Origin of the sequence: Mesorhizobium sp. SP-1A, assembly GCF_032460275.1 — a bacterium.
GTDB lineage: Bacteria > Pseudomonadota > Alphaproteobacteria > Rhizobiales > Rhizobiaceae > Mesorhizobium.
On sequence record NZ_JAVXZD010000002.1, the window covers coordinates 126,848 to 141,456 of the forward strand.

General features: G+C 51.0%; 17 protein-coding genes. 9 read left to right on the forward strand and 8 right to left on the reverse strand.

All coding sequences use genetic code 11. The features are described from left to right. Positions 1-72 precede the first annotated feature (72 nt). Positions 73-354, forward strand: a complete 282-nt coding sequence (locus QU595_RS09105; protein ID WP_315921071.1) for a hypothetical protein — start codon at positions 73-75, stop codon at positions 352-354. Here the strand turns inward: QU595_RS09105 and QU595_RS09110 are convergent, their stop codons facing one another. Then, positions 355-1,476 carry an OpgC domain-containing protein gene (locus tag QU595_RS09110; protein ID WP_315921073.1) on the reverse strand — a complete coding sequence of 374 codons (1,122 nt, stop codon included), beginning with the start codon at positions 1,474-1,476 and terminating at the stop codon, positions 355-357. It lies immediately after the preceding gene. A gap of 318 nt (positions 1,477-1,794) precedes the next feature. On the opposite strand from QU595_RS09110, the gene QU595_RS09115 reads away from it, so the two are divergent. Genes QU595_RS09115 through QU595_RS09125 form a run of 3 tightly spaced genes read left to right on the forward strand, consistent with a single transcriptional unit; the run spans position 1,795 to position 3,885 of the window. Next, positions 1,795-2,463, forward strand: a complete 669-nt coding sequence (locus QU595_RS09115) for a NucA/NucB deoxyribonuclease domain-containing protein (RefSeq protein WP_315921074.1) — start codon at positions 1,795-1,797, stop codon at positions 2,461-2,463. A gap of 30 nt (positions 2,464-2,493) precedes the next feature. After that, the gene (locus QU595_RS09120) at positions 2,494-3,003 is read left to right on the forward strand and encodes a hypothetical protein (RefSeq protein WP_315921076.1); all 510 of its coding nucleotides are present in this window, start codon (positions 2,494-2,496) and stop codon (positions 3,001-3,003) included. Between the two features lie 3 nt (positions 3,004-3,006). Then, positions 3,007-3,885 carry a hypothetical protein gene (locus QU595_RS09125; RefSeq protein ID WP_315921078.1) on the forward strand — a complete coding sequence of 293 codons (879 nt, stop codon included), beginning with the start codon at positions 3,007-3,009 and terminating at the stop codon, positions 3,883-3,885. 210 nt (positions 3,886-4,095) lie between these two features. Here the strand turns inward: QU595_RS09125 and QU595_RS09130 are convergent, their stop codons facing one another. Further along, positions 4,096-4,872 (reverse strand): hypothetical protein, encoded by a 777-nt coding sequence (locus tag QU595_RS09130; RefSeq protein ID WP_315921080.1) that lies wholly within the window; start codon positions 4,870-4,872, stop codon positions 4,096-4,098. A gap of 280 nt (positions 4,873-5,152) precedes the next feature. Here QU595_RS09130 and QU595_RS09135 point away from each other — a divergent pair, with 280 nt between their 5' ends. Beyond that, the gene (locus QU595_RS09135) at positions 5,153-5,917 is read left to right on the forward strand and encodes a hypothetical protein (RefSeq protein ID WP_315921082.1); all 765 of its coding nucleotides are present in this window, start codon (positions 5,153-5,155) and stop codon (positions 5,915-5,917) included. A gap of 12 nt (positions 5,918-5,929) precedes the next feature. Here the strand turns inward: QU595_RS09135 and QU595_RS09140 are convergent, their stop codons facing one another. From QU595_RS09140 to QU595_RS09150, 3 genes are all read right to left on the reverse strand, one after another. Continuing rightward, positions 5,930-6,382, reverse strand: a complete 453-nt coding sequence (locus QU595_RS09140) for a hypothetical protein (RefSeq protein ID WP_315921084.1) — start codon at positions 6,380-6,382, stop codon at positions 5,930-5,932. A gap of 11 nt (positions 6,383-6,393) precedes the next feature. Continuing rightward, the gene (locus tag QU595_RS09145) at positions 6,394-6,792 is read right to left on the reverse strand and encodes a hypothetical protein (protein WP_315921086.1); all 399 of its coding nucleotides are present in this window, start codon (positions 6,790-6,792) and stop codon (positions 6,394-6,396) included. A gap of 68 nt (positions 6,793-6,860) precedes the next feature. Beyond that, on the reverse strand, positions 6,861-7,709 hold the full coding sequence (locus QU595_RS09150; RefSeq protein WP_315921088.1) for an ATP-grasp domain-containing protein: 849 nt from the start codon (positions 7,707-7,709) through the stop codon (positions 6,861-6,863). Between QU595_RS09150 and QU595_RS09155 the strand changes: the two genes are divergently transcribed. Continuing rightward, positions 7,680-9,416 (forward strand): hypothetical protein, encoded by a 1,737-nt coding sequence (locus QU595_RS09155; protein ID WP_315921090.1) that lies wholly within the window; start codon positions 7,680-7,682, stop codon positions 9,414-9,416. The genes QU595_RS09150 and QU595_RS09155 overlap by 30 nt on opposite strands. Positions 9,417-9,433: 17 nt before the next feature. Here QU595_RS09155 and nadE read toward each other — a convergent pair whose 3' ends face one another. Continuing rightward, complete coding sequence (gene nadE / locus QU595_RS09160) at positions 9,434-10,672, reverse strand: NAD(+) synthase (protein WP_315921092.1); 1,239 nt, start codon at positions 10,670-10,672, stop codon at positions 9,434-9,436. 203 nt (positions 10,673-10,875) lie between these two features. Between nadE and QU595_RS09165 the strand changes: the two genes are divergently transcribed. Both QU595_RS09165 and QU595_RS09170 read left to right on the forward strand, forming a co-directional pair. Continuing rightward, on the forward strand, positions 10,876-11,517 hold the full coding sequence (locus tag QU595_RS09165) for a hypothetical protein (protein WP_315921094.1): 642 nt from the start codon (positions 10,876-10,878) through the stop codon (positions 11,515-11,517). A 94-nt stretch (positions 11,518-11,611) separates the two neighbouring features. Next, positions 11,612-12,010, forward strand: coding sequence for a hypothetical protein (locus QU595_RS09170; protein WP_315921096.1), 399 nt, complete (start codon positions 11,612-11,614; stop codon positions 12,008-12,010). 64 nt (positions 12,011-12,074) lie between these two features. Here QU595_RS09170 and QU595_RS09175 read toward each other — a convergent pair whose 3' ends face one another. After that, positions 12,075-12,521, reverse strand: coding sequence for a hypothetical protein (locus QU595_RS09175; RefSeq protein ID WP_315921098.1), 447 nt, complete (start codon positions 12,519-12,521; stop codon positions 12,075-12,077). 36 nt (positions 12,522-12,557) lie between these two features. Further along, positions 12,558-13,565 carry a hypothetical protein gene (locus QU595_RS09180; RefSeq protein ID WP_315921100.1) on the reverse strand — a complete coding sequence of 336 codons (1,008 nt, stop codon included), beginning with the start codon at positions 13,563-13,565 and terminating at the stop codon, positions 12,558-12,560. A 231-nt stretch (positions 13,566-13,796) separates the two neighbouring features. Between QU595_RS09180 and QU595_RS09185 the strand changes: the two genes are divergently transcribed. Then, entirely contained in the window at positions 13,797-14,402 is a 606-nt protein-coding gene (locus tag QU595_RS09185) for a deoxynucleoside kinase (RefSeq protein WP_315921102.1), read from the forward strand. Positions 14,403-14,609: the final 207 nt, after the last annotated feature.

A 14,609-nucleotide genomic window follows, 5' to 3' on the forward strand; every position in this document is an offset into this window, starting at 1 on the left:
AAGTAAGTGACGTTGTGAGCGATAGATACGCTCATGAGGATGGTCGCGACGTTCTTTACTTGAAGGGTTTCAATGAAGAGAAGCGTGTCGTTCTCGCAAAAGAGCTTCAAAGAACGCTCCGACCAATACACGTCGCTCTGCGACTGGGTGAAAGGGCAGGACGCGGCCGAGAAAAACAGTCGCATGACCGCTGAGCTATGGGCGGCCGAAAGCTATGCGGATTCCATTGGCATTAGCTTCGAGAAGCAACCTGAAGAGCTAGTGAAGTCGATGCTCAGCGCAATGCGGCAGATTGCTGATAAGCACGAGATCGATCTCGATGACATGTTTCAGGAGAACCGCTACAGCATGTGATCATGCATGTTTCGAGGATCGCGCCGTAAAGCCCACCGTCTGCCTTGCGCGCTGCGCGATATGGATTGCAACAAACTGTATGGACAAACCGACCGCTAACAGAACCGTGTCATGCGCGATTGTCAGCTGATATTTGGCCTTGATGACCTGAAACAGAATGCAGACGACCGATCCGGTTGCAAAGGCAACCAGGCTATTCTGCCCGAGATGGCGCACAGGCGCTACCAGCTTGCTGTTGGCGACCTTGGAGAAGGTAGGCAGGTGAATAATCGTATAGGCGAGCGCCAGCACGTGAAGGAGTCTTGGGAGCGTCAGATAGCTCTTGTTGAAGCCAAAGAGCACTGTAGGGAGGCTGGGAACCTGAATGTAGGACCACAGTTGCCAGCGGACGACGATCAGCGAGAGGACGAGATAGCCAACTGCGATGGCATATGCCAGCGGATGAAATGAGCAGAACGACCGCTTTTCCTTCGTAGAGACACCGATGACGATCCCGATGATGAAAACGAGTTGCCAGGCGAGCGGGTTCAGGAACCAGCCGCCAGATGTCGGATAATTTGGGAAGTTGACCTGCAACAGGCCAGCAGCAAGCCACAGGCCCGCTGACACCGAGAGAAGCACATAAGGCGACCGAATAGCGGCATTCACAAGGAATGGGCTGGCGAGGATAAGGACTGCGTAAAGCGGCAGAATGTTGAAGTAGCCAAGTTGGTGGCCGAGGGTGACGACCCCGAAAATCCCAGCGACTGGTTCCGACAGGAGTGGTCTGAAGTTGTTGCGATCAAGGAAGTCTCGCACATCGAGAGAATTGGCGAGGATGATCACTCCGGTGATCGCCAGAGCTGTAATGAGCAGATGCACCCAATAGAGCTTGAACGAGCGCGAAGCCGTCTTGCGAATGGCCTCGGCCATGGAGAACTTGACCGATGACGAGTAGGCGAATGCGGCTGCAATCCCAGCCATCAGGACGAATGCCTCCGCAGCGTCGGAGAAGCCAAAGTTTCTGCTGGTGAAATTCTCAAACACGTTGCCAGGGACGTGATTTACGAAAATCGTAATCAACGTAAAACCTCTAAAGAAATCAAGTCGCAGATCGCGTTGTCTGCTTATAGGTTTTACCATTGTCGCACCCCAATTTAATAATTTGCCATTATTGCCAGACATCATGAATGAAACTTGAATAAGGATCGAAAGCTACAAAATGCGGCGCGCAACAAATGCGAATTGCCGTTAAATATCGTGAATTATTGGGCCTCATTGGTGAATTCTTATGGATTATTGCGCTGAATTATGGGTAACGGTGGTCAAATATTCGGCGATGAGTATGGATAGACCTCTGAATAATTATCCAGAGGCAAAGTCTGCCAATGAAAGTTAGCAATCTTTATTGACTATTATTTATTTATTGGCTAATTGAACCGATCAGCATAGGAGGGATTTATGCAAGGCGGATTGTTTTCTAGATTTTTTGTTAGGCTGCTTTTGGTTATTTGTCTGTCAGCTAGCGTGACAATCTCTGGCTTATCTAGCTCTATTTTTCTAACGGAAGCAAATGCGGGGTTGGTTTCAAAGGGTGCGAAAACAATCGCACTGGCGAGATTTGGTAGATATTTGGCTGGAAAAGGTGGTGAGAAACTGAAGAAGGAATTGATTGATTCCATCGTTTCCGATCCCAAAATCTTGGATTTTCTAAAAATCCAGGGTAGTCGATGGGTAAAGAAAAATCCTAAATTGCAGAAAAAAATTAATGATTTTGTTGCGGAAGCAGCGGAGGCCTCAAAATACGAGAGAGTGGTAAAATTACCTCGTGGTGGTTACCCTGAAGCTGCAAAGCATGCAGATGATGCGGTTGACCTTGGTCTTCCAAGGGCGCTCGAAATTTTTCGTAAAGGAGCGGGTCCCAATCGCAAGGCCTCTATGAGAGGAGTGAAAAGGAAAAGTGGGTACGATAGAGATGAGTATCCTCCTGCCATGTTTAAAGAAGGTGGCAAGGGGTCCAGCGTTAGACATATTTCGCCCAAAGATAACCGGGGTGCGGGAGCGTGCATTGCAGCTCAGTGTAGGGATTTGCCAGATGGGACGAGGATTTTGTTAGATACTGTAGACTAATGCAATGGTAATCGTGGAAAGGGGATGTAAATGACCGATGTTATGAATGATCTTGATAAGGAAAGTGGCAGTAGTTTGCTATCCTCCGTGATGCTGGCTGGTATTCTGGATCAGATCGACTTTCTGAAGGGATATCCGTTAACAAAACTGTCTGGGGTCAAGAGATGGAAGGTTGTGGCTCTTGATGTCTTTGGTGATTTCTTCGTTAGATCAGGCGGAAAGATTTATTTTATTCGCACTGAAACAGGAAAAATCGAGGAAACATGGTCATCTTACGATGACTGGTTGAAAGCCGTAATCGACAATCCAGATGAAGTAGTCGGTCTTGAATTTTTGCTGGCATGGGAAGAGGAAAATGGTCGCTTGCCTGATGGTCATAGGCTAACGCCAAAAGTACCGTTTATTTTAGGCGGGACCTACGATTTTGATAATATCGTTGCGTGCCCTTTAGCCCATATTATGCAGCTAAGAACTGCTTTGGCGACTCAGCTGGTTGATGTTCCAGATGGTGGCCGAGTGAAAATCGAATGGGTTGGCTGAGAATTGAAGATCATTCTGAGTAGAAAAGGTTTCGATTCAGGGTCAGGCGGGTGCGCCAGCCCGATCATTGACGGCTCGCGGATCGTTTCGCTCCCGATCCCTGATGGCCGCTCTCCCTATCGTTATGACCAGCTGGTCGTGATCGACGACTTCCCGAGGATGGTTCAGGATCTGTCGGGTGCGAGAGTGATGGGTCGCAATCGCGCTCATCTCGATCCTGATCTTGATCATGTCACGATTAAGCGTGCGGACGGCTGGAAGCCAGCATTCGGACAGACTGGCGCTGCGCAGTCGCATCTGGAGGCGCAGGGTGTCGAAGTCGGTGACGTTTTCGTCTTCTTTGGCTGGTTCCGCGATATCGAGCGCGGCGCAGGCGGTCGATGGTCGTTCGCCAAGGGCGGCCGCAGCATCCACGCTATCTTCGGATGGTTGCAGGTTGGTGCGATTGTCCCGTTACGTAACGGGGATAAGAACGAGTGGGCTGAATATCCATGGCTGGCGGATCATCCGCATGTGAAACGGAAGGCTGATCCCCGGAATGTCATCTACGTCGCATCGGACGAACTCGTGCTTCCAGGTGTCGAATCCACGGGTTTGAAGGGTGGTGGGTCCGTCTTGAACTTAAACGAGCAGCGGACCCTGACCGATCCGACATCCAAGAACCGCTCCACATGGCGTCTGCCGACATGGTTCAAGCAGGCAGATGGTCTATCTCCGTTGAGCTATCATGCTTCGCCAGATCGTTGGACCGATGACGGCGACGCCGTCCAACTGCAATCGGTCGCCCGAGGTCAGGAGTTTGTGCTCGATTGCGAGAGCCGCCCGCAGGCTTCGGATTGGATTATGAAGCTGTTCGCAAAGGGCGGCGATATGGGGGATTGATCCTTAGGAGGCATTGTGGGCGACTTACGCACTGGTACTGATGATAGACGCCTGGGGTATTATCGAGGACCGGAGACGCGAAGAGATCGTCACCAATTAAGCGAGCCATCGCCGTCGAGGTTGATCTCAATGAATTCACTATGCCTGATGCGGACTGAGGGGTATTGATGATATTCAATGGGTTATCGGTGCTATGGTCATTTTGCCTCCTTAGCTGTCGCACATTGCAATAAAGTCTTGAGTTTTTCGTAGTAAATTCAGCCTGTACTTTAACGGCGTTGGCACAAAAGTGTCGTACTTAAGGCTTTCATCTTTGCGTCTGGAAATGCTGATTATGGTATCACTACCAAGAACTGTGGCTACTATATACGCAATCTGGAATGAGCCGACGTTACGTTCATTTATTGGGCCTGACCATTCCTGCCCTTTTGATATTAATTGCGTGACTTCGACGGCTTTGTCGTATCTGTATTCATTTCCAAACGTATAGTAATTGTAGGCGTACGCTTGAGTCGGGCAGCTTCGATTTTCGGTTGTATCGCATCTTCGATCCAATATTGTGTTGGTGGCTCCATAGACAGTTCGCGTTTGAATGGGGGGCTGTTTCAGAGAGGCAAGCGAATCTTCTATCCACCAAGTCCATCTGTATAAACTACCTACGGCCTGCGCGGTCAAATTGTCGGACGCAATCTCAATTATATAATTGTGGTTGAGTAGCTTGTCTAAGTTTTCTCGACCAGTGTCCAAATCAGATGAAATTTCGGCGTAAACTTTATTATCCTTGAGATAAGGATTCAATCTCTTGGGTAAACCGATTGTCTTTTGGCTGTCATTGGTATTGATGCGGAAGTAGGAACATTCATTTTCTGTGTTCGGTTTATTTAACGTTTCTTCGGCAAAAGCGGCGCTAGAAAAGCACTTCGCGCCAATAACGATTGCGCCCACCGCTCTATAAAAAGTTCCTGATGTTTTTCTAGTTTTAACCATATTCACCCCTGCCTTTTAATCACGTAGTTCTTGAAAATGATCGTCGCAAATATATGTCTCGTATTTCTATCGTACTTGCTTTCTTTGGCGAAAACTATTTCCGCCTAAACGTCTTCGAGAATGCATCCACGAGCGGCCTTACGAGATAACTCATGACAGACCTATCTTCAGTCGGGATAACGACTTCCGTTACCATCCCAGCCTGAAATCGGACTGAGAAATGCTAGGCGGTTTCAACCTCGTCTGGTAGATTGAAGCCATTGATCTAGACTCGACGGCAATGACCAACTGGCTCGTATTCATCTATGGGGATCTATCCCGCACTGTGCCTGAAGGCTCCGATGACGTTCGTCTTTGGCAGAACGAGGGCTATGAACTCGTCTGGGATAAGGCTCCGTCTCAGTTCGAAGGCCAGGCTTTCGCCGCCATCAATCATGGCTGCATGCCGGACGATTACGATGATCGACTGATGCCCGGTCTTATCTGGGAGCCAATTACGCTCTACCGCTCTGTGTCCATTCAGGAACTTGAGGCTATCGTAGTTGCTGGCGATATCAGTGGCGGCGGGAACCTGTTCAATGAATTCGACCCTCGGCCATTTGTCTTTTTCGCAGACAAGCTGAACGAGCAGACCATCGGCCAGGGGGAGCGTGCAGACCGTGTTGCTGAATACCTTGCTATTAAGTCGTGCTTTGATGAAGGTATGACTCGTGAGGAGATGGCTGCGTCAGTTCGCCCGCGTTACCTGGATCTATATGCTGAAGAGCGTGAAGCGCGTGAACGGATGACCTATACGTCTTGCGTGATGGAGACCACGCCGATGAAGATAGGTTTCCGTTATTCGTGCGAGGATGGCGGCCGAACGGGCATGAACGGTGACAACGAGTACGGCCTGTTTCCAGGTCAGGTCAAAACGGATCAGATCGTTGCCTTGCATTGGGTGAAGGACCGCGAGATCGTCCATCAGACCACGTTCGATGAAGTTTCAGACATCCTGGATCAGCTGAGAGACGAGCGAACCCCTGCTGAGGCTCCCGTATTCTGATCGCATCGACGATCAGAACTTTGGATTGGCGTAGTAGACAGCTTCGGTCGTAAGTGGCTCCCAGCCTTCAATCCAGACGCCTGCAAAGTCCATCGCATCCTGCATGTGCTCTGGATTAAGCTCGATATGACCATTTGGGAGGACGACGACGAGCGATTTTACGAAGTCGGCTTCAAATGCGGCCCGAGCGCGTTCCTTTGATGCGCCCGTCAGGAAACGCAGGAAGTGTTCGATGTCGCCTCCGACCTCCTTGCCCTCCATTCGGTGCTGAACGACATTGAGGAGATCTTCCACGGCAGCGGCCTGCAGTTCGTCGTCAGACATGTGCTCAGTCGAATAGAAGCTGTCATCGTCATCACGGAGGTTCCAGCAGAGGCGTTCGTTGATGACATCATCTGCCGTCTCGATCTGGTCGGCGCGTTCCTTAAGTGCAGCCGCAAGGGCTTTAATATCGACATCTTTCATGTTCGACCCGTTCAGCGCGGCTTCATAAGCGGGCCATTGACGTCGTAATACTCGTCCTGTTCGGGATTGGCTTCATTCTGAAAATAACCGCCGAAGCGTTCAGCTAGGTCTCGCATGATCTTGGGGCCGTTGCCGTGCTCGCCGAGTACCATGTACGTATAATCGATTTTGTCCCCAATGTATTTGGCTGCTTCGGTTTCATCATCGACACCAAAAGAATGATGGATGCGAAGTTCGCGGTTGTTACGACGATTGTGCGGGTCCTTGAATGCAATAGTGAAGTGATGAGTATCCAGAATCCATTCGTCGCGGATGACTTCCGCTGGACGATCACTTGCATTCTGCAAAAACGAGCGAATCTCACCAATGTCGAGATGACCTGCAGAGGTAAGGGTTACATCAACCGTCATATTTATCTCCTTTGGATGCGATTTACGGAATTATTCCAAATAATGCAAGCGGGAGTGAATAAATCCAATTAAAGATCGTCGCCCGAATATTCATTCCATGCAGCTTGCGAAACAGCGTCCGCAATTAATTCCGTGTCACATGCATAGAGGCCGGAACAAGAGAAAGCGTTGATCTCCAGAACGCGTGCTTCTTGCTTGCCGTTGATTTCTGTCAGGGCGATATCGCAGGTGTAGACGCGATCCGCCTGCCATTCCCTGCGGCCGACTTCCTCGGCCAGCTCAAGGCATGCGGGATGGACGTCAGAGCGGACGTCGAGCGTATTGTCCCAGCTGTAGGCGCTGCCAGTCACGACCTTGCCTTCCGAGATGATGAAGCGGAACTCACCCAAGATCGGCTTTGGCTTCGCGACCACGATCAGGTCTTCTGGAAACACGTTGGAAAGCCGCTCAAGAGAGTTCGTTTCGTGATTGAAATCGCGTCCCGTGATCACAAAGCCCGTGAAGAGTTTGGTTACGGCGTTCGGACGAATGAAGACAGCATCACCCCACGCCTTCACACCTCGACGGCGGAATTCTGCGTAAGGAACGATCACGAAGTCATCGTTGAGCAGGATGTCGCCAAGAAAAGGCGAATAGGCCGCATATGAAAGGTTTTCCGTGCGCAGAAAAGCTCCTGGCTGCCATTTGCCTCGGCGGAGTTTGGTAACCTGATTGACAAACTGAACGGAGCCATAGGTGACAACGCATTCGTTCTCCCATTGTGGTAGGTCAGAAAGCGAGCGGTCTTCATCGTTGTACGAGAGCACGGCGACTTCGTAGCCACGCATTTTAAGGGCTTGCACGAGGTTTGGACGTCCAGTCGGCAGGGCGCGCTGGACTAAATGATCATGGACAACCCATTTTACGTTTTTCAGCATACTCAAACCTCAGAAAATTGCCGCATGGCATGGTGCTTTTCATTCTATTGGTTTTTCATTTTTAAAAATAGGAATTTTGCCATGTCGCATGATCGTAAGTCATTGTTGGAATCGCTACGCGGAATTTTGCTCAATTGTCGCGAGCGCGCTGGTCGAGAAATCGTTGTTTCTGAGGGTGGGGTCGAAGTGAAAGGCTTCTTCGGCGACAAGTCTGAAATGACCAAAAATGGCGATGCCATTTTACTGCCTATCGATGGTCTGCAGGATCTCTTCCAGAACACGAATATCCGTAACTACAACTATCGCGCAAGCGCCTTGGAAATCAGCGTCCCAGGACTTGGCGACTGGTCGTATGAAGTTAAGGATGACTCGATCAGCATCAAGACAAAGCGGACGCCAAGACCGTGCATTGAAGCGGTTGTTCCTGGTTTAGGGAATGACCTCGGGCGCATGCGTTCGCTTTATGATCAGGGTGGCTTCAACATCTTTGTCGCCTGTGAAGGTGAAGCCCGAGCAGCAGAGCTGATGCAGGCAATGATTGCCGAGCGTCGTTCTCTCAAGCTCCCGACCGTTGCACACTACGCCCCAGTCACCGAACGCTATCGCTCAGACATAGTTTACTCGATGCCGCAGGACGTGGACGTTGATAACAGTGCAGAAGGTATGAAGTGGAACATTCGTCAGGTGACGGAGAGGCAGGCTGCTGAGGTTGCCGTTGCGAAATCCAAGTCTGCCAAGGAGGCTAACGTCTACATTTTCCATTCGGAGGCACACGCCAAATGGTTTCGGCAGATTGAGCAATTCGACCGCCAGAATTATCCATCTATTATTTTCACGGTTGAGCTGGAAAAGTCAGAGCCTGTCGGCAAGATAGGATTTGTGTCTTCTCTTGGTCCTCTTCTGCAGGTCGGATCGAAGTTTGAGAACGCCCCTTGGGATATCTTTGAAGAAAAGCGTAAGGCACGCGCTGCTTCTCGCCCCTCGAAGCCAAAAACCTGGCATCAGACGACTGCATCGGTAGCGGAGGCATTCATTGCTCGTGAAGCGCCACGTGGGTTGTTGAGCAGTGAATCGCTCTATTTCCATGGGCCGATTGCCTATGCCGTTTTTTATAGCAATCCGGTAGCAGCCTTCGTTGACCTTGCTGATGGTCGGACGGCACTTTTCACTGGTCGCAATCACAGCCTTGGTGGAACGGCTGCTGGCACCGCTTCTAGCGCTATCGGCGATGTCGAAGTTGCCGCCAGGAACGGTAAGTTTGAGCGCTTCAGAGTTGACGATCTTCGCGACTTCATCACCTGGGGCGGCGTACAGTTGGCGGAAATTCCGAGACGGTGCAGGTACTCTAAAGACGAGGAGGCTAGACCGCGAGGCGCGTCAGTGGACTTCGAAAAGTTGGCTACATGGATTGAGGAGAAAACGGCTCATCTGCAGGCCGAAATCGAAGAGTCATTGAAGACCAAGGTTGGGACTTTTCGTAAAGCGAACGCCTATAAGGCGATGGCATACCATGCCGAACTTCGTAATCAGTTGTCGGAGTTCTTTGGCGTCGAACTTCCGCCTGTAGCTGATCCGGCCGAATATCGAGCAATCGGTGCCGAGCACGAAAAGCTCGCTAATCAGCGGCAGAGAAGTCTCGAACAGAAGAAGCGCGAGGAAGTCGCCAAGGCCAAGGAAAATGACGAAGGGATCACATTTCGCATGTGATCCCTTCTAAGCGGTGATTAGGCGCGGAACTTGCTACTCATGGGGTGCCGCCAATCCAGGCCAATGAAAGCTTTCCGGTGAATTTTTGGTCCTGGGCACGCCTGGAACCGCTTGTATTCCATGAAGCGGACACGACTGCGCACCGTCTTTACAAGATCAAGCGGATAGCTTGTTTCCGTAGCAATTTGATCGTCCGTAAGGCTTTCCTTGTGGTCGATCATGTTCCAAAGAATTTTGTCGAGCACTGCATAATCAGGAAGGCTGTCACTGTCCTTCTGACCTTCTGCAAGTTCAGCAGAAGGTGGGCGGTCAATCGTCTTGCGGAGTGCTTCGACGGCATTCTTATCGAGGGCAACCAGCTTGTGGCCGAATGCTCCTTTGAAAATTTCTTGCGCATCGATATCTGTAAGCGTTTCCGAGCCGCGTAACGCATTGCTCCCGATCCGGTGGCGGAACTCCAGAAGCTCGAAAACTTCAGTTTTGTAGAGGTCTTTGAGTGGATTGAATCCGCCACGCATGTCACCATAAAGCGTCGCATACCCCATGGCGATTTCAGACTTGTTGCCCGTCGACAGGATCATCGAACCGAATTTGTTCGAGAAAAACGACAGGATGTCGCCGCGAAGCTGCGCCTGCAGGTTTTCTTCTGCCACGTTCGTCTTCTGACTTCCAAATGCCTCTGTGAAGCCAGTCAAGAAGGTGTCGTACATTGCTTGAACAGGCATCGTATGAACGCGAGCGCCGCTTCCCATGCCATGGCCGAGCAGCTTGGCAAAGTCATTCGAGTCATCCGAAGTGAAGCGGGTTGGCATCGTGATGAAATCGACATTGTCGACGCCGAACACGTCTGCAGCCATCAGGCCGACCAGCGCCGAGTCTGCACCGCCCGACAGGCCGAGAACAACCTTCTTGAAGCCGTTCTTGTGAACGTAATCGCGCAGGCCGATACAAGCGGCAGTGTAGCGCTCGATGTCGAAAGCCTGCTCCATTGGTGCCTTGGGATTGACGATATGCCAGCCATTCTTGTCTTTAGACAATTCAATGATGGCAACGCCTTCCTTCCAAGGTTCCATTTCATGGTAGTTACCTTGGCCGTCGAGCGCGGCAGATGCGCCGTCCCACACCAGCTCGTCATTGCCACCAACCTGATTAACGTAGATGAGCGGGATATGGCTCTCCATAACGCGGTCTTCGAAGACTTTGCGACGGTAGGCAGCTTTGGCAATGGAATATGGACTGGAATTGATCGAGATCACGAAATCAGCATTGTCGCGATCAGCCGCCTATCAAGAACCAGGCCTTCCTTCATGATCTGGTCGAACTGGCCAGAGCCGTGATATAGACGCATCTCTCAATCCTTAATTCCACTGTGACCGACCGGGTCGATGTCGCCTCTTTCTATGCTGCTAAGGCCACGTCCTCGGAATGTTCTTTAGGCATGGACCCGTGCGTCTTTGTCTTGGAAGTCGACGAAGACACCCTCATCGCAGACGAGGACAAGATCTGGTCAGTCATCAGGAATGATTTTGAGTTCGGCCGACTGGGCTTTGATGACGGCGACGATGCCGAGCTACACGACGCCTTTGATGCCGCTATCGCCCAAAATGGTCATGTTTTCAGACGGTTGATGAGCGACATCTATGTTGAAGACACGGATGAAAACTACGATGCCTTTGTTCAAGGGATGCGGGCTTTCGTTCTACGTGCCTACAGCTGGGAATGGAGCGAGGAAGCCTGTCAGGAGGAGTTTGAGGCTATCAATAAGCTCTGCGATCTGGCTCGCTCAACCGTCAGTCATGACTGGATGGCGCGTAACTTCACTGAATATGCAATCACCTGCAGGACAATGGATGCGATCTCTCCTGATCCGTCATCTGCAGGTAATCGAATTGTTGGTGCGATCTGCCTCCGAATGAATTCAGATGGCCTGAAAATTGAAGACATCGAGGCGGTCGGTGATGTGACCAAAGACGATGTCAAAAAATTCGTGGCAACTTTCAAGGAAAAGGTCAGAGACATTACAGGTTGCCGCGTAACAGGTGGAACTGGGAAATTCGAAATTAAGGAATTTCAATTCCAGTCACCTAAACTGGGCATGTAAACTAATCTGATGCGAAAAGCGGTTTATGCGATGCATTTTTGCGGTCGCATTTAGGTATTCTCCTCTTGAAAAGAATTTCCATGCTGGCTATTTGATGGAAGTCATGCAGGGGATTCATATGATACGTAAAACTTTTGTCACCGCTACTCTCGGTATAGCAATGCTGGCTCCAACTGCGCTGAAAGCTCAGGGTCTTGAGCCATTTGAAGCTTATTGGGTTTTTGTGGGTGCAACGAAGGGATCTTACGAAGAGAGCGGTGCAAAGGGGCGCGCAATCGAAAGCGCTGCTCGTAAGTGCGGTTTTGTAGCTTCGAGCGAGCCTTCCTTTAAGTTCTCCAACAAGACAGGTATGACGTTCTACTTCCTCGAAGACTATTTTTCACCGCAGGTTCACGGAACCAAGGCTAAGGCTAAGGCAGAAGCTGTTCGCGATAAGGTGAAGAAGTGTATCCCCGATGCCTATGTGAAAAAGGCGTGGTATGCGGGAGAATAGAGTAGTCTCGTGCACATCAGTCTTCAGGGCGGTCCAAGCGGCCGCCCTCTTTGTTTGTGGTGCCTTAGCGAGAGACTTCGATCTCTGCGGAAGGAAACGCCTTGCAGGCAAGCAGGTACTCCTCGACGAACTGCACGAGAATCTCGTAGTTGCCCCACCCGTTCGAGGGATTGAAGGTTTTGAAGTGCTCAGGGTCGGCCCGAAGGACTTCCAGCCCCTTAGTAAGCGGAGCAACCAGGTCTCGTGCGAACCTCAAGCCTACCTCGTCGGGTCGCCACAGCGGCTTGTAGATGCCAGCTGCATCCGCCATGTCCCTGAGGTTGTGGGTGATGTTTCCCTCGTAGAGGTGGCCTCCTCTGGCTTTGACGGTCACAGGCTCTCGACCAGGATTGCGGCGGTCCCACTCGTTGCGTGAGATGCGCTTCGATTGGCCGTTCTCGCGGATGAAGATTTGAGGCCCGCTGACACTGCCAAACGGGCTGTCGCCTTTCAGAAAGACGTCCAGGCTCATGTCCGTTCTCCGACTGCGGGTCCCAAAGCCTGCGCCCTAGACCTTGAACTCGGCGTAGTCAATTTTTGGGAATGGGTCTTTCGCAAGGCCCGCTTGAACTACGGTGTGGATTCGTCCTTCCGTAATTGGCTTGGCTTTCCCGTTCTTGTCCACGAGGAACCATTGCGTGCCTTCCTTTCGGAATGCTCCGCCAGCTGCAATCACGCGACCTACGCGCTGGTTATCCTTGTTTGCGCGCAAACTGGCGATGTGATTTTCATTCAATCCAGCGTACAGTGGTTCAGTGATCCGCTCAAGCAACGGGTGGATGTCTTTGAAGCTCTGCCCGATGTCGTCGCCAATTGGCAGGATAAGGTGAGTGTGATTGATGGTGCCGCCTGCATCTTGAGCGATTTCCAGCATCTGCTGTTTTCGTTCAGAAGGGATATCCTTATAGTTGCGCAGCGTTTCGAAAGTCAGATCAAATTCAGCAAATAGTTTTCCCGACCTTCGTTTGATGTCGACGCGATACCAGCCGCCATTCATAAGCGGATTCCATGTGCTCTCCTTCAGAAACCAGTTCGCATATTTGACTTCGAGTTTGAGGGCTTCAGGAGTTTCTTCTCTGATCCTGATAGGTGGCGCACTCGTGTTTCTGTGCCTGTTGGGGGTGTGATGCATAATGAGATCGTTGACTTCAGCAGACCATGCCACCACACCCTGGCGTCTAGCCGCATCGGAATGCTGCACGAGCTTGATTGCTTCGTTGAGATCGGTGGTGTTTGGTGTCTCTTCGTCAGCAAACAGCACAAGCACGGCTTGCGAAACATCGCCTAGGCCGAGAACAGCAGTGACGGAGTTGCGGCCAGCAATTGCAATGCCGTTGGCGAACGACTTGGCGTGCGAGAAATCATGATGCCAATGCAGTTCGAAGCGCCCTTCTCCCAGTTCTTCAGTCGTCGTGATGACCTCGTCAGTCACCCTGTCGGAAAGCGTAACGCCTTCGCTGGTGCGGACGAGCCATCCAAGGCCGTGAAGAAGTTTAGGTGTCGCTTTCTCGGTCATTGGGTCTCCAGCTTGGTTCAGATGCGAAGTGAATATTAAATGCGGAGATTATTGTCAATAAATATCGCTATCTAGCCGCGTTCAAAACCCAGCGCCTTGAGATTGGCGGGCATCGCGGCGGAATATGTGATAATTAATTACAAAAATGCCGTAATTTGAATATAGAATAATGGGGTCACATTGCGAGAAATTTGCTGGGGTGGCATTATTAAGCAAAAATGGATTGTCGTCATGCGTATTGAAATCATCGCCCCCTTGGCTGCGGGGAAATCAACTCTTGTCCAACATCTGTCCGGCCATGGTTTTGAGTTGGTTACGGAAGATCTGAGTACGAATCCGTTTTTGGAGCTTCGAAAAATCGATCCGGAGACCTACACCCTGCCCTGCCAGGAAAAATTCATCGCGGACAAAATATCCTCGCTTGGCGCTGCGATTGAAAACAGTCAGCAGGACATCATTGCTGATTTCAGCGTTTGGACCGAGCGCGCGTATGCTCGTCATCTAATCCCGACCTATGCCAGTGAGCTTAGTCAGATGAGCCGCCAGGTTGACGATTTTTATGAGAAGTACGGATTGCCTGATCTGTTGGTCTGCATGGCGATCTCAACTGGCGAGCAGATTGAGCGCATCAAACAGCGTGGTCGAAGCTTCGAACAGGTTCACAGCTATGACTATCTGCATCGTTTGAACGAGCAGATCGAGCTGGAGGCTTCTCTAGCGGTTCTCACTGGGGTCAAGGCGCTGGTGTTGGATGCTGGTAAGTTGGGTAGCGATGCGATGGCCGCCGCACTTCTGGACGAGGTTTCCAGAATGCGGCCGCAGGTAATTGCCGCATAGATAGAGGATGGCGACATTGTCGTCGTTGGACGATGCGCTGAAGATCATTGACAATCGAGGACGGCGCGGTAGTTCCTACTACGCAAATTCCACCACGAACTCAGCCACGGAGCCGAATTGAAATGGGTTCCGTGGCTTTTTTGGTAAGAAGGCTGTTGGAGTAGTGGTAATCACTCTTCAGGATTTTGGCTCCAGAACAGCCACACC

Bases quoted from the DNA above. Each gene is read 5' to 3' on its own strand.
- QU595_RS09115 (WP_315921074.1), top strand. From the start codon at position 1,795: ATGCAAGGCGGATTGTTTTCTAGATTTTTTGTTAGGCTGCTTTTGGTT.
- QU595_RS09155 (WP_315921090.1), top strand. From the start codon at position 7,680: ATGGACAACCCATTTTACGTTTTTCAGCATACTCAAACCTCAGAAAAT.
- QU595_RS09105 (WP_315921071.1), top strand. From the start codon at position 73: ATGAAGAGAAGCGTGTCGTTCTCGCAAAAGAGCTTCAAAGAACGCTCC.
- QU595_RS09170 (WP_315921096.1), top strand. From the start codon at position 11,612: ATGGAAGTCATGCAGGGGATTCATATGATACGTAAAACTTTTGTCACC.
- QU595_RS09185 (WP_315921102.1), top strand. From the start codon at position 13,797: ATGCGTATTGAAATCATCGCCCCCTTGGCTGCGGGGAAATCAACTCTT.
- QU595_RS09130 (WP_315921080.1), bottom strand. From the start codon at position 4,872: ATGGTTAAAACTAGAAAAACATCAGGAACTTTTTATAGAGCGGTGGGC.
- QU595_RS09145 (WP_315921086.1), bottom strand. From the start codon at position 6,792: ATGACGGTTGATGTAACCCTTACCTCTGCAGGTCATCTCGACATTGGT.
- QU595_RS09180 (WP_315921100.1), bottom strand. From the start codon at position 13,565: ATGACCGAGAAAGCGACACCTAAACTTCTTCACGGCCTTGGATGGCTC.
- QU595_RS09175 (WP_315921098.1), bottom strand. From the start codon at position 12,521: ATGAGCCTGGACGTCTTTCTGAAAGGCGACAGCCCGTTTGGCAGTGTC.
- QU595_RS09120 (WP_315921076.1), top strand. From the start codon at position 2,494: ATGACCGATGTTATGAATGATCTTGATAAGGAAAGTGGCAGTAGTTTG.
- QU595_RS09150 (WP_315921088.1), bottom strand. From the start codon at position 7,709: ATGCTGAAAAACGTAAAATGGGTTGTCCATGATCATTTAGTCCAGCGC.
- QU595_RS09110 (WP_315921073.1), bottom strand. From the start codon at position 1,476: ATGGTAAAACCTATAAGCAGACAACGCGATCTGCGACTTGATTTCTTT.
- QU595_RS09135 (WP_315921082.1), top strand. From the start codon at position 5,153: ATGACCAACTGGCTCGTATTCATCTATGGGGATCTATCCCGCACTGTG.
- QU595_RS09140 (WP_315921084.1), bottom strand. From the start codon at position 6,382: ATGAAAGATGTCGATATTAAAGCCCTTGCGGCTGCACTTAAGGAACGC.